The sequence below is a fragment of the Streptomyces sp. NPDC028991 genome, assembly GCF_055564775.1.
Map to the genome: position 1 here is coordinate 23,898 of NZ_JBVHVP010000013.1, position 12,448 is coordinate 36,345.

Annotated in this window: 12 protein-coding genes and 1 tRNA gene; 7 read left to right on the forward strand and 6 right to left on the reverse strand. The window is 73.1% G+C overall.

All coding sequences use genetic code 11. From position 1 onward, the window contains the following. Positions 1-122: 122 nt before the first annotated feature. Together ACZ4V1_RS23740 and ACZ4V1_RS23745 are read right to left on the reverse strand one after the other, a co-directional pair. Positions 123-1,223, reverse strand: a complete 1,101-nt coding sequence (locus ACZ4V1_RS23740) for a winged helix DNA-binding domain-containing protein (RefSeq protein ID WP_468339313.1) — start codon at positions 1,221-1,223, stop codon at positions 123-125. A gap of 338 nt (positions 1,224-1,561) precedes the next feature. Beyond that, the gene (locus ACZ4V1_RS23745; RefSeq protein WP_468339315.1) at positions 1,562-1,975 is read right to left on the reverse strand and encodes a VOC family protein; all 414 of its coding nucleotides are present in this window, start codon (positions 1,973-1,975) and stop codon (positions 1,562-1,564) included. Positions 1,976-2,114: 139 nt separating this feature from the next. On the opposite strand from ACZ4V1_RS23745, the gene ACZ4V1_RS23750 reads away from it, so the two are divergent. Further along, positions 2,115-3,149 carry a helix-turn-helix transcriptional regulator gene (locus ACZ4V1_RS23750; RefSeq protein ID WP_468339317.1) on the forward strand — a complete coding sequence of 345 codons (1,035 nt, stop codon included), beginning with the start codon at positions 2,115-2,117 and terminating at the stop codon, positions 3,147-3,149. A gap of 97 nt (positions 3,150-3,246) precedes the next feature. On the opposite strand, the gene ACZ4V1_RS23755 is transcribed toward ACZ4V1_RS23750, so the two are convergent. Further along, positions 3,247-3,320: transfer RNA gene (locus ACZ4V1_RS23755), tRNA-Leu, on the reverse strand. A gap of 43 nt (positions 3,321-3,363) precedes the next feature. Continuing rightward, positions 3,364-4,572: a Cmx/CmrA family chloramphenicol efflux MFS transporter gene (locus ACZ4V1_RS23760; protein ID WP_468339660.1), complete on the reverse strand. Its 1,209-nt coding sequence runs from the start codon at positions 4,570-4,572 to the stop codon at positions 3,364-3,366. 469 nt (positions 4,573-5,041) lie between these two features. Between ACZ4V1_RS23760 and ACZ4V1_RS23765 the strand changes: the two genes are divergently transcribed. Genes ACZ4V1_RS23765 through ACZ4V1_RS23780 form a run of 4 tightly spaced genes read left to right on the forward strand, consistent with a single transcriptional unit; the run spans position 5,042 to position 9,043 of the window. Continuing rightward, a complete protein-coding gene (locus ACZ4V1_RS23765) occupies positions 5,042-6,388 on the forward strand; it encodes an enolase C-terminal domain-like protein (RefSeq protein ID WP_468339319.1) in 1,347 nt (448 codons plus the stop codon). After that, a complete protein-coding gene (locus ACZ4V1_RS23770; RefSeq protein WP_468339321.1) occupies positions 6,385-7,155 on the forward strand; it encodes an SDR family NAD(P)-dependent oxidoreductase in 771 nt (256 codons plus the stop codon). Before ACZ4V1_RS23765 ends, ACZ4V1_RS23770 begins: the two co-directional genes overlap by 4 nt. Before the next feature lie 32 nt (positions 7,156-7,187). Beyond that, the gene (locus ACZ4V1_RS23775) at positions 7,188-8,180 is read left to right on the forward strand and encodes an aldo/keto reductase (protein WP_468339662.1); all 993 of its coding nucleotides are present in this window, start codon (positions 7,188-7,190) and stop codon (positions 8,178-8,180) included. Beyond that, entirely contained in the window at positions 8,177-9,043 is an 867-nt protein-coding gene (locus ACZ4V1_RS23780) for an amidohydrolase family protein (protein WP_468339323.1), read from the forward strand. The genes ACZ4V1_RS23775 and ACZ4V1_RS23780 overlap by 4 nt, the downstream gene beginning before the upstream one ends. A gap of 11 nt (positions 9,044-9,054) precedes the next feature. Here ACZ4V1_RS23780 and ACZ4V1_RS23785 read toward each other — a convergent pair whose 3' ends face one another. Both ACZ4V1_RS23785 and ACZ4V1_RS23790 read right to left on the reverse strand, forming a co-directional pair. Continuing rightward, positions 9,055-9,765 (reverse strand): GntR family transcriptional regulator, encoded by a 711-nt coding sequence (locus ACZ4V1_RS23785; RefSeq protein WP_468339325.1) that lies wholly within the window; start codon positions 9,763-9,765, stop codon positions 9,055-9,057. 41 nt (positions 9,766-9,806) lie between these two features. Further along, entirely contained in the window at positions 9,807-10,448 is a 642-nt protein-coding gene (locus ACZ4V1_RS23790) for a CatB-related O-acetyltransferase (RefSeq protein ID WP_468339327.1), read from the reverse strand. A 120-nt stretch (positions 10,449-10,568) separates the two neighbouring features. Between ACZ4V1_RS23790 and ACZ4V1_RS23795 the strand changes: the two genes are divergently transcribed. Then, entirely contained in the window at positions 10,569-11,777 is a 1,209-nt protein-coding gene (locus ACZ4V1_RS23795) for an MFS transporter (RefSeq protein WP_468339329.1), read from the forward strand. Between the two features lie 85 nt (positions 11,778-11,862). Further along, the gene (locus ACZ4V1_RS23800; RefSeq protein ID WP_468339331.1) at positions 11,863-12,444 is read left to right on the forward strand and encodes a sugar O-acetyltransferase; all 582 of its coding nucleotides are present in this window, start codon (positions 11,863-11,865) and stop codon (positions 12,442-12,444) included. Positions 12,445-12,448: the final 4 nt, after the last annotated feature.

Sequence of the window (12,448 nt, forward strand, 5' to 3'; positions counted from 1 at the left end):
TTGGGAAAAGGCGGTCAGCGGCGTTGCCTTTGATGGTGGAGGGGGGGAGGGTGGTGGGGGACGTTTTCCGTGTTCCCTGTGGGGTTGCCGGCCCTGGCGGCGGACGTAGCCGGTACCGCCGCTCAGCGGGGCGACGCGAGGACGCGGACCCTGTCGCTGTCCCGGTCGGAGAGGAGGGACGCCAGCGCCCGCCCCTCCTCGGCGACGGCGGTCCGGTCGGCCCGGGAGAGGCGGCGCAGCGGAGTGACGGTCACCGTGTCGGCCTCGACGCTCCAGGTCGCGGCGACCCGGCCGTCGACCAGGACGACGCGAGCGCCCGCGACCGACAGACCCCGGTGGGCGTCGTCGATGATCCGGCTCCGGTCGTGGTAGCCGAGGATCGCGTTGTCGAACGCCGGCAGGAATCGCACCGGGGCGGGGCTGCCGGGGTCGGGACGCGGCGCGTCGGGGAGGTCCAGCAGTTCCCTGCCTCGTTCGTCGCGGAAGGCGACCAGTTCCCCCCGTACGGCGGTGATCGCGGCGGGCAGTCCGGCGAGGCCGCACCAGGCACGCAGGTCCGCCGAGGCGGCGGGTCCGAATGCCGCGAGGTAGCGCCGTACCAGGGCTTCGCCGACCGGGTCGGAGCCGTCCGGGGCCGGCGGGTCGATCTCGCGGCCCAGCCAGGAGGAGAGCGGGGCGTTGCGCACGCCCGCCCTGGTGCGCCACAGCCCGCGTGGCGGCACCTGCACCATGGGGATCAGTGCGGCGACCAGCACTTCGCCCAGTGCCCGCGCTCCCGGTGCCGGCCAGCGATCGGCGAGCACCCGCGCCAGCGCGCTCATCGAGCGGGGCTCGCCGTCGGCCATGACCGCCCGGCCCGCCGCGGCGAGTTCGTCGAGGTCCACTCCTTCGAGTTCGCGGCGGTAGGTGCCGAGGACCCGCTGGCGCAGCATCCCGTCGTGTCGGGCCCGCCAGGCCAGGGCGTCGTCGGCGGTGACGAGATGGACGGTTCGGCGCATGAGATGGGTACGCACCACGCGCCGCCCCGTCAGCAGTCCCGAGAGGGCGGACGGATCGAAGGCACGCAGCCGCGACCAGAGCCCCACGAACGGTTCCTGGGGCTCCTGGGCCTGGACGCCGCCGAGGTGCGCGACCGCGTCGAGGACCGGGAGGTCGGCACGGTCGAGCAGCAACTGCCTGGCCAGGGTGGCGCGGTTGAGCGCCCGGGCATCGAGCACGGTCATCGGACCGAGGCCTCGGAGCCGAGCCGCGGGGCGGGGTGACGGGTCCGGGAGGGGCGGGTGTGGTGGCGACTCACTGTGGGTCCTGCCTTCGTTCGGGTTGTGGCCGGTGGCCGGTGGCCGGTGTTCCGCGGACGATGATCCGTGATCCGCGAGCCGCCGCGGTCCGCGCGCCGCGGTCCGCGGCCTGTGCGCGCGGAGGTGGTCTGTGCCGGTGCTCTGCGGCTGGTGTGCTGGTGGCCGGGCGTCCGCCGCCGGCCGGGTGACGGGTGTCCGCCACCCGGCCGGCGGCCCTCGGCGCGGGCCGTACTTGCCGCTCGCTACTCGTTACTCGCTACTCGCTACTCGCCCACGACGTCCAGGACCCACGTGACGCCGAACCGGTCCCGGAGCATCCCGTAGAGCGGCGCCCACTGCGCGGCCGCCAGCGGCTGCAGGACGGTCGCGCCGTCGGACAGCTTCTCCCAGTACGCGGTGATCTCCTCGGTCCCGTCCCCGCGGACCGAGACGAAGAAGGCGTTCTTGCCCGGGTTCCACGGCATGCGCGAGGGGACGTCGTAGGCCATCACGCACAGACCGCCGTCGGCGGATACCTGGCCCCAGGTCACCTGGTCGGCCTCGGAGGGGTCCTGGACGTTTCCGGCGTCCTTGTACGTCACCACGGCCAGGTCCCCGCCGAACACGGACTGGTAGAACGTGAGCGCCTCGCGGGCGTCTCCGCGGAAGTTCAGGTGGGTCACGGCTTTGACGGACACGATGGGCTCCTCGCCTCTGACGGCAGCCGGACAGCCCGTGCGGGAGCGGCCGGCCGCGGGGCCGGACCGGCCCCGCGGTTCTCACGTTGGCGCAGGTAGCGGTCAGGTCGTGGCCGCTTCTTCGGGCAGCATGGGCGGCATGCAGAAGACCTCAGCACGACTGCTGTCGCTGCTCTCGCTGCTCCAGGCGCGCCGCGACTGGCCCGGAGCCGTGCTGGCCGAGCGGCTGGACGTCAGCGCCCGCACCCTGCGCCGAGACGTCGACCGGCTTCGCGAACTCGGCTATCCCGTCGTGGCCGCCAAGGGGCCCGACGGCGGGCCCGACGGCGGATACCGGCTCGACTCCGGCACCCGCTTGCCGCCGCTGCTGTTCGACGACGAACAGGCCGTGGCCCTGGCGGTCGCACTGCGGACGGCCACCACCTCCGGCGCCGGTATCGAGGACGGCGCGGCACGCGCGCTGACCACCCTCCGCCAGGTCATGCCCGCCCACCTGCGCCATCGGATCGACGCCCTCCAGGTGACCGCCGTCGCGCGGTCCGCGACCAGGGCCGCCGGCGGCGTCCTGATGGCCCTGAGCGCCGCCGTCCGCGCGCACGAGGTCGTGCGCTTCGACTACGCCCCGCCGCACCCGGCGGACACGGGCGAGGACACGGTGCCGCCGCCCCGCCGGGTTCAGCCCCATCACCTCGTCGCCCACGGCGGGCGCTGGTATCTCGTCGCCTGGGACCTCGAGCGGGACGACTGGCGCGTCTTCCGCGCCGACCGGATCACCCCGCGCACCCCCACCGGGCCCCGCTTCACGCCGCGTGAACTGCCCGGAGGAGATGTCGCCGCCTTCCTGACCGGCAGGTTCCGCGGTTCCGCCCACTCTCCCGAATGGCCCTGCCGCGGCGAGGTCGTCCTCCACCTGCCCGCCGCCGCCGTGTCCCCCCACGCCCTCGACGGCACCGTCGAGGAACTCGGCCCGGACCGCTGCCGGCTCAGCCTCGGTTCCTGGTCGTGGCCGGCCCTCGCCGCCGCCATCGGCGTCTTCGACACCGAGATCGAGGTGGTCGGCCCGCTCGCGCTCGAGGAGGCCTTCGCCCGCCTGGCGCGCCGTTGCGCCGACGCCGCGCGGAGCACGCCGACCGTCCCTTCGAATCCGGCGACGGGTGTCCCGTCCGACGACTGAACGCCGCGGTCCGGCCGGCCGAGGAGCCCCGCGCGTCGAGCCCACCCGACCGGAGCGCCCGGGTGCGGAGAACCGGAGTGCCCGGGTGCGGAGAAGGGGCGGGGCGGCCGGACCGAACCGGCGTCCTCCGAGATGCTGTCGCGGCGCACTGCCTCTGTGCTACGACCCCGCCTTGCCGATGATCATAAGTGATGTTTCCGCACTCCGGCAGGCGTCACACCCGCTGGGTCCGCTCCGCGCCCACGGACTCGGCGGCCATGCTCCCCATCACGATGCGCGACCGGCTGTGCAGCCGCAACGAGACGGCGGCGAAGGCGATCGCGAGCAGGGTCATCGCGGCGCCCGCCCAAGCGGTGGCGGCGTAGCCGAGGCCCGCGTCGATCACCGTGCCGCCGAGCCAGGGGCCGCCGGTGTTGCCGAGGTTGAACGCGGCGGTCGTCGTCGCGCCCGCGAGGGTGGGTGCCGCGCCGGCGACGTTGAACATGCGGGCGTTGAGCGCCGGTGCCGTGTAGAAGGCGGAGACGCCGAGGAGCAGGGAAAGGGCGATCACGACCACGGGGCTCGACGCGAACAGCGCCAGCGCGGCCAGCAGCACGGTCGAGGCGGTGATGCCGGAGAGCAGCACGCCGAACAGGTGCGCGTCGGCGACCCGGCCACCGATCGTCGTGCCGATCAGCGCGCCGACGCCGAACAGGGCCAGCACGGTCGGCACCCAGCCGTCCGCCAGCCCGGCCACGTCGGTGAGCAGCGGCGCGAGATACGAGAAGGCGCAGAACACACCCCCGGCGGCGAGTGCGGTCACCACGATGGACAGCCACACCTGACGGTCTCGGTAGATCGCCAGTTCGCCCTTCAGCCGAGGACGCCGCTCGGGCAGGGGGATGTGCGGGATCAGGGTCACCACACCCACGAGCGCGACGGCGGACGCCGCGCCGACGGCCCAGAACGCGGACCGCCAGCCCAGGTGCTCGCCGAGGAAGGCGCCCACCGGGACGCCGAGGACGTTGGCGATCGACAGTCCGCCGATCATCACGGCCATCGCCCGGGCGCGTGAGGTCTTCGGCACCATGGCGATGGCGACGGCAGCGCCCACCGCCCAGAATCCGGCACAGGCCAGAGCGCTCACCACGCGCGAGACGAACAGGATCTCGTACGTCGTCGCCAGCGCGCCCGCGACCTGGCCGAGGCCGAACACCGAGATCAGCGCGACCAGCGTGATCTTCCGTGGCAGCCGCAGGGTCGCGACCGCGAGCAGGGGCGCGCCGACCACCATCCCGATCGCGAACGCCGATATCAGCAGCCCGGCCCGGGGGATCGACACGTCCATGTCGTCGGCGATGGGCGGCAGCAGCCCGGAGAGCATGAACTCGCTCGTGCCGAGGGCGAATACGGACAGGCCGAGGATGTAGACGGCGAGCGGCATACGGGACGCCGGGGGCCGTGTGGAAGAGTCGGGCATGACAGGTGTCAACGAAGCGCCTCTTCCAGCCATTCCCGCGCGGCGGTGTCGTCTCACCGTGCGGCGGGTCCGCGTGACCGGGCCCATAGTCAGTGGCGGGGGGGGGCAAGACACCGCCCATGACGACTTCGGCAGCAGGGGTCGTGGACGCCGCCGCCTACCCGCGGGCCGAACAGCTCGGCGTGCGCCTGGCCACCCCTGACGAGTTCGCCACCCTGGTCGCGGAGCTCCTCGAGTGAGCCCTGGCGCGGATTGCGGCTCGCTCGCGATGCTGGGTAAATCCTATGGGATATGCCGCCCCGTCACGCAGGGAGCGAGCGCGACGCAACCAAGTCGGTTGCGGTGCGCGTCTTGACGAGGTGATCGAATCTGCCACACCATCAGGACGGCAGGATCCTATTTGATTCCAGTTGATTCCAGTTGGGAAGCGACCATGGCCGCGGCGCGCATCGCTTACGTCGACGTGATCGACATCCGTTTCCCGACCTCGCGCGAGCTCGACGGCTCCGACGCGATGAACCCCGACCCCGACTACTCCGCCGCGTACGTGGTCCTGCGGACCGACGCGGGCGACGGACTGGAGGGGCACGCGTTCGCCTTCACCATCGGGCGGGGCAACGACGTGCAGGTCGCGGCGATCGCGGCGCTGCGCGACCACGTCGTGGGCCTGCCCGTCGAAGCGGTGTGCGCCGATCCCGGATCGCTCGGCCGGGTCCTGGTCGGCGACAGCCAGTTGCGCTGGCTCGGCCCGGAGAAGGGCGTGATGCACATGGCGATCGGCGCCGTCGTCAACGCGGTGTGGGACCTGGCGGCCAAGCGTGCGGGCAAGCCCGTGTGGAAGTTCCTCTCCGACGCGGAGCCGGAATGGCTCGCGGACCAGGTGGACTTCCGCTACATCGAGGACGCTCTCACCCGGGAGGAGGCCGTGACCCTGCTCCGCGAGGGCAAGGACGGCGCCGACGGGCGCGAGGCCCGGCTCCTGGCGACCGGATACCCGGCGTACACCACCTCTCCCGGCTGGCTCGGCTACTCCGACGCGAAGCTGGTCCGGCTCGCCGAGCAGGCGGTCGCGGACGGCTTCACCCAGATCAAGCTGAAGGTCGGGGCCGATCTCGCCGACGACGTCCGCAGGATGCGCACGGCGCGCGCGGCCGTCGGCCCCGACGTCCGGATCGCCGTCGACGCGAACCAGCGCTGGAACGTCGCCGAGGCCGTGGAATGGACCAACGCGTTGGCCGGATACGCCCCGTACTGGATCGAGGAGCCGACCAGCCCCGACGACATCCTCGGGCACGCGACGGTGCGCAAGGGCGTCGCCCCGATCAAGGTCGCCACCGGTGAGCACGTCCAGAACCGCATCGTCTTCAAGCAGCTTCTGCAGGCCGAGGCGATCGACGTGCTGCAGATCGACGCGGCACGGGTGGGCGGCGTCAACGAGAACCTGGCGATCCTGCTGCTCGCCGCCAAGCACGGCGTCCCGGTCTGCCCACACGCCGGCGGCGTCGGCCTGTGCGAGCTGGTGCGCCATCTGTCGATGTTCGACTTCGTCGCCCTGACCGGGACGACCGAGGACCGCGTGATCGAGTACGTGGATCATCTGCACGAGCACTTCAAGGACCCCGTGACCCTCGCGAACGGGCGCTACGTGGCTCCCGCGGCACCCGGCTTCTCCGCGGAGATGCACGACGCGTCGATCGCGGCCTACCGATATCCGGACGGCTCCTTCTGGGTCACCGACGCCGCCGACCCGGCCGGCCGGCAGAAGAGGATGAACCCATGAGCGAACTGTCCGGCCTCAAAGCCCTGGTGACCGGCGGCGCGTCCGGCATCGGCAGGGCCACCGCCGGCCTGCTGGCAGCCCGCGGCGCCGACGTCGCCGTACTGGACACCGACCCGCTCGGACCCGACCCGTCGGCGGACGGGAAACCCCTGCGCGGCTACCTCGCGGACGTGTCCGACGACGCCTCCGTGCGGTTCGCCGTCACCGCCGCCGCCGAGCACCTCGGGGGCATCGACATCCTGGTCAACAACGCCGGCATCGGAGCGGTGGGAACGGTCGAGGACAACGACGACGCCGAGTGGCACCGGGTCCTCGACGTGAACGTCCTCGGCATGGTCCGCACCACTCGCGCGGCCCTCCCCCACCTGCGGGCCTCCGCGCACGCCGCCGTCGTCAACACCTGCTCGATCGCGGCCACGGCGGGACTCCCGCAGCGCGCCCTGTACGGCGCGAGCAAGGGCGCGGTCCTGTCCCTGACCCTGGCCATGGCCGCCGACCACGTCCGGGAGGGCATCCGCGTCAACTGCGTCAACCCCGGTACGGCGGACACTCCTTGGATCGGCCGCCTCCTCGACCGGGCGGCCGACCCCGTCGCCGAGCGGGCGGCGCTGGACGCCCGGCAGCCCATGGGCCGGCTGGTCACCGCCGAGGAGGTCGCCGCTGCCATCGTGTACCTGGCGAGCCCGGCCGCCGCTTCGGTCACGGGCACCGCGCTCGCCGTGGACGGCGGGATGCAGGGCCTGCGGCTGCGGCCGGAGGGACGGTGACGCGGCCGGACGGAAGCGGTGCCGCCGCAGCGCTGCCGAGCCGCACTCTCGGCCGCGGCGACGTCTCCGTGACCGCCCTCGGCTTCGGCGCCGCGGCCGTCGCCGGTCTCTACGAGGACGTGGGCGAGGAGGAGGCGGCGGCCGCCGTGGACGCCGCCTGGGAAGCGGGCGTCCGCTACTTCGACACCGCCCCGCACTACGGCCTCGGCCGGTCGGAACGCAGACTGGGCGAGGCCCTCAGGACCAGGCCCCGCGACGACTTCACCCTGTCCACCAAGGTGGGACGGGTACTCGTCCCGCACGACGGCGGTGGCGACGACCTGGCACACGGTTTCGCCGTACCGGCCACCCACCGGCGGCGGTGGGACTTCAGCGCCGACGGCGTACGCCGCTCGCTGGAGGACAGCCTCACCCGGCTCGGGCTCGACCGCGTCGACCTCGTGCTGCTGCACGATCCGGACGACCACGGGGAGCAGGCGTTCCGGGAGGCCTATCCGGCGCTGGAGGAGCTGCGGTCGCAGGGGGTCGTCCGGGCGATCGGCGCGGGGATGAACCAGACCCGGATGCTGACGCGCTTCCTGACGGACACGGATGTCGACGCCGTGCTCTGCGCGGGACGCTACACCCTCCTCGAACAAGGCGCCCTTGAGAGACTGCTGCCCGCAGCGGCGGCGGCCGGCAAGAGCGTGATCATCGGTGGTGTGTTCAACTCCGGGCTGCTGGCGGATCCGTCGCCGGGTGCCACCTACGACTACCGGGCGGCTCCCGCGGACCTGCTGCGCCGTGCCGTGCGGATGCGCGACGTCGTCGAGTCACACGGAGTGCCGTTGCGCGCGGCCGCGCTGCGCTTCCCCTTCGGACATCCGGCGGTCGCCTCCGTCCTCGTCGGGGCGCGGTCGGCCGCCCAGGTCCGGGACGCGGCCGCGCGGTTCCACCGGCCCTTCCCCGACGCGGTGTGGGAGAGCCTGCGGGCGCTGGACCTGTTGCCGGGTGAGGTACCGGTGCCGGTCAGGGGAGGGCCATGAGCGTCGTCGACGCCCACCATCACGTCTGGGACCTCGGCGTACGCGACCAGGAGTGGATCACCGGGCCGGAACTCGCCCCGCTTCGCCGCTCGTTCCTCCTCGCGGAGTTCGAGGCCGAGGTCCGCGAGGCCGGGGTGGCGGCGTCGGTGCTCGTGCAGACGGTCACCGTGCCCGAGGAGACACCCGAGCTGCTGGCCCTGGCCGCGGACAGCGACGTGGTCGGCGCGGTCGTCGGATGGACCGACCTGACGTCGCCCGGGGTGGCCGACGAGCTGGCGCGGCTGCGCTCGCTGCCCGGCGGCGGGTTCCTGCGCGGCATCCGGCACCAGGTCCAGGCGGAGCCCGACCCGGACTGGCTGGCCCGGCCCGAGGTGCTGCGCGGGCTTCGCGCCGTCGCGGCGGCCGGACTCGTCCACGACCTCGTGATCCTTCCGCACCAGCTGCCGTCGGCGACCAGGGCGGCAGCTGCTCTCCCCGAACTCACCTTCGCCCTCGACCACCTGGGCAAGCCGCCGATCTCATCCGGCCGACGGGAGCCCTGGGCCGGCCGGGTGCGCGCGCTGGCCGCCCTGCCGAACACGGTGTGCAAGCTCTCCGGCATGGTCACCGAGGCCGACCCGCGGTCGTGGACGGTCGGCGACCTCGGACCGTACGCCGACACGGTGCTCGACGCCTTCGGCCCCGGCAGGCTCATGTTCGGCTCCGACTGGCCGGTGAGCACCCTCGCCGCCCGCTACGGCGACGTCCTGGCCGCCGCCCGGGAGTTGACCGCCTCGCTCGGCGGGCCCGAGCGGGACGAGGTGTTCGCGGGCACCGCCCGGCGCGTCTACCGGATGACCCGCACCGGCGTCCACGGCGGGTGACCGGCGCGGCGTCAGCCGGGGCCGAGGCGGCTGAGGCGGCGCTCCAGGCTGCGGGTGAGGTGGTCCGCCATCGCCTCGGCGGCGCGTTCGGCACTGCGCCGCAGGATCGCGCGGACCACGCGCTCGTGCTCGGCGAGGGTCGGGGCACCCTCGCTCTGGAGGCTGCTGAGGCGGAAGATGTGCAGATGGGAATGGAGCCGCCGCACCGCGTCCGCGAGCAGGGGCCGGTGGGCGGCCGCGGCGACCGTGTCGTGGAAACGCTGGTCCAGGGCGGCGAAATCCCGGTAGGCCGCGTACGGTCCGGCGGGGCCGGGGTGGGCCTGCATGTCCTCCAGGATCGCCTCGACGGCGTCGAGCTGGGACTCTTCGGCGTGGCGGGCGGCCAGGGCGGCGGCACGCGGTTCGAGGAGCAGCCGCATCTCGAAGAGTTCCTCCACCCCCTGCCGGGTCAGCAACTCGGTGGCCCGATACCCGGACAGGGAGCGCTTGACGACCAGGCCGTCCGACTCCAGCCGGGCCAGGGCCTCGCGCACGGGGGTCGGTGAGACGTCGAGCGTGCGGGCCAGTGCCTCGATGCCGACGCGGGCACCGGGGGCGATCTCATGGTCCATGACCATGGCCTTGACGTCCTCGTAGACACTGTCGGACAGCACCTGCCGGACCGGCGGCGAGGACGGCGCCCCGGTCGCATCGCCGGAGACGGACGGGTCGCGTGCCGGCATCCGGTCTCCTCAGTGCGCTGTGCGGTACGACGGGCGCCAGTTTAACGAGGCGGGGCCACCGCTTCGAGGTCGGCGACGGTGCCCGACATGATGGTCCGCACGTGTTCGGTGACGAGGTCCGCCGGCCAGTCCCACCAGGCCACCGCGAGCAGCCGGGCGACATCCTCGTCGCTGTGGCGGGTGCGGATGAGCCGGGCGGGGTTGCCACCGACGATGCCGTAGTCGGGCACGTCCCGGGTGACGACGGAGCCCGCGCCGATGATCGCCCCGTGGCCGATCCGTACGCCGGGCAGGACCGTCGCTCCGTGACCGAACCAGACGTCGTTCCCGACGACCGTGTCGCCCCGGTTGGGCAGGCCGGTGAGCAGGTCGAAGTGTTCGGACCAGGATCCGCCCATGGTGGGGAACGGGAAGGTCGAGGGGCCGTCCATACGGTGGTTGGCGCCGTTCATGATGAACCGCGTGCCCGTCCCCAGGGCGCAGAACCTGCCGATGACGAGCCGCTCCGGCCCGTAGTGGTAGAGCACGTTGCGCGTCTCGAACGCCGTCGCGTCGTCCGGGTCGTCGTAGTAGGAGTACTCCCCCACCTCGATCAGCGGGGAGGTCACCAGCGGCTTGAGGAGCACCACCCTCGGCTGTCCGGGCATCGGATGGAGCACCGTGGGGTCTGCGGGCACCGGCATGTCGGGGGGCTCCTCGGGGGGTTGTGGTCACTCGCTCCCCATGATCGCGCCGACGGGGCCGTCGGTACACCGGTTATCCAGAGTGTACGTTCGTACGCTTACGCCTGTAGGCTCCCGCGCATGACTGTCGACGTACTGCACCGGCCCGCCCTGGCCGACCGGCGGGCTCGCGTGGCCGTTGCCGTGCTGTTCTTCACCAACGGGGCCCTGTTCGCCAACCTCCTGCCGAGGTACCCGCAGATCAAATCGGACCTCGGCATCGGCAACACCGCCTACGGTCTGGCCGTGGCGGCGTTCCCGGCCGGTGCCATCGCGGCCGGGCTCGGCGCCGGGATACTCGTCCGCCGCTTCGGCTCGGCGCGGGTGGCGGTCGGCGGCACGCTGCTGACCGGGGTGGGGATTCTCGCCGCCGGCCTGGCGGACTCGGTGGTGCTGTTCGCGGCCGCCCTGCTCCTGGCCGGAGCGGCGGACGCGTTCACCGATGTCGCACAGAACGCCCACGGCCTGCGGGTGCAGCGCCGTTACGGACGCTCCATCATCAACTCCTTCCACGCCATCTGGTCGATCGGCGCGGTCACCGGCGGGTCCATGGCCGCCGCCGCGATGGCCCTGGGTGTCCCGCGCGGCGGGCACCTGCTGTTGTCGGCCGCGGTGTTCGGGATCGCGGCGTGCGTCGCCCTGCGGTTCCGCCTCCCGGGCCCGGAGACCGAGCCGGACGTGGAACCCGGCGCCGAGGGGCGCGCGCCGCGGGAGACCAGGCGCACGGCGCCGGGACCGCGTACCGGATACGTACTCGCCGCGCTGGTGCTCATCGCCACGGCCGGCACACTCGTCGAGGACGCGGGCAGTTCCTGGGCCGCCCTCTACCTCTCCGACTCGCTGCACGCGTCGGTGGCGCTGGCCGCCTCCGGCTATGTCGCCCTGGTCGGGGCGCAGTTCGTCGGCCGGCTGATCGGTGACCGGCTCGTGGACCGCTTCGGCCAGCGCGCGGTGGCCCGCTCCGGAGCTCTCGTCGCCGCGGCGGGTATGGGGCTGGCGCTGGCCGTGCCGACGGTGCCCGGGACGGTCCTCGGGTTCGCCGCGGCCGGGTTCGGAGTGGCGACCCTGGTTCCGGCCGCCATGCACGAGGCCGACGAGTTGCCCGGCCTGAAGCCCGGGTCCGGGCTGACCATCGTCTCCTGGCTCATGCGGCTGGGTTTCCTGCTCTCCCCGCCGGCCGTGGGACTGGTCGCCGATGCGACGAGCCTGCGGGTGGGGCTGCTGGTGGTGCCGGTCGCGGGGCTTCTCGTCCTCCTGTGCGCCGGGGTGCTCCAGCCCCGCCGCCGCTGAGGGAGGGCTTCGGCCGGGGGTTCCTCCGAGTGGCGTGCCGACGGCGAGTGTACGTTCGTACGCCCCAGGGGGTACGATCGAGCGCATGCCGACGGACCACTTCGCGCAGGACCCCCGCACGAACCTCGAACGCATGGAGGCGGGCGACCTCTACATCGCCGACGATCCGGAGATCGCCCGCAGACAGCAACAGGCCGTGCGGCTGGCCGCCCGTTACCAGGCCGTCTACACGCAGGACGCGGCGGCCGCGCAGCCGATCCTCGCCGAACTCCTCGGCTCCCTGGGCGCCGAGGCGCATGTGCGGCCACCGCTGTACGTCGACTACGGCGGCAACATCACGATCGGCGCGCGCACCTTCGTCAACTACAACCTGACCGCGCTGGACGTCGCGGCGATCACCATCGGGGAAGACTGCCAGATCGGGCCGGGCGTCCAGTTGCTCACGCCCACGCATCCCCTGGAGGCCGGGCCCCGGCGCGACAAGCTGGAGGCGGCCCGGCCCATCACCATCGGCGACAACGTCTGGCTGGGCGGGGGCGCCATCGTCCTGCCCGGCGTGACCATCGGCGACAACTCCGTCATCGGTGCCGGAGCGGTCGTCACGAAGGACGTGCCCCCGAACGTCGTGGCCGTCGGCAACCCCGCCCGGCCGGTGCGGAAGGTGTGAGCCC

Excerpts from the sequence above, each read along its gene's own strand:
- ACZ4V1_RS23740 (WP_468339313.1), bottom strand. The coding sequence starts at position 1,223 with ATGACCGTGCTCGATGCCCGGGCGCTCAACCGCGCCACCCTGGCCAGG.
- ACZ4V1_RS23770 (WP_468339321.1), top strand. The coding sequence starts at position 6,385 with ATGAGCGAACTGTCCGGCCTCAAAGCCCTGGTGACCGGCGGCGCGTCC.
- ACZ4V1_RS23760 (WP_468339660.1), bottom strand. The coding sequence starts at position 4,572 with ATGCCGCTCGCCGTCTACATCCTCGGCCTGTCCGTATTCGCCCTCGGC.
- ACZ4V1_RS23795 (WP_468339329.1), top strand. The coding sequence starts at position 10,569 with ATGACTGTCGACGTACTGCACCGGCCCGCCCTGGCCGACCGGCGGGCT.
- ACZ4V1_RS23800 (WP_468339331.1), top strand. The coding sequence starts at position 11,863 with ATGCCGACGGACCACTTCGCGCAGGACCCCCGCACGAACCTCGAACGC.
- ACZ4V1_RS23780 (WP_468339323.1), top strand. The coding sequence starts at position 8,177 with ATGAGCGTCGTCGACGCCCACCATCACGTCTGGGACCTCGGCGTACGC.
- ACZ4V1_RS23785 (WP_468339325.1), bottom strand. The coding sequence starts at position 9,765 with ATGCCGGCACGCGACCCGTCCGTCTCCGGCGATGCGACCGGGGCGCCG.
- ACZ4V1_RS23765 (WP_468339319.1), top strand. The coding sequence starts at position 5,042 with ATGGCCGCGGCGCGCATCGCTTACGTCGACGTGATCGACATCCGTTTC.
- ACZ4V1_RS23750 (WP_468339317.1), top strand. The coding sequence starts at position 2,115 with ATGCAGAAGACCTCAGCACGACTGCTGTCGCTGCTCTCGCTGCTCCAG.
- ACZ4V1_RS23790 (WP_468339327.1), bottom strand. The coding sequence starts at position 10,448 with ATGCCGGTGCCCGCAGACCCCACGGTGCTCCATCCGATGCCCGGACAG.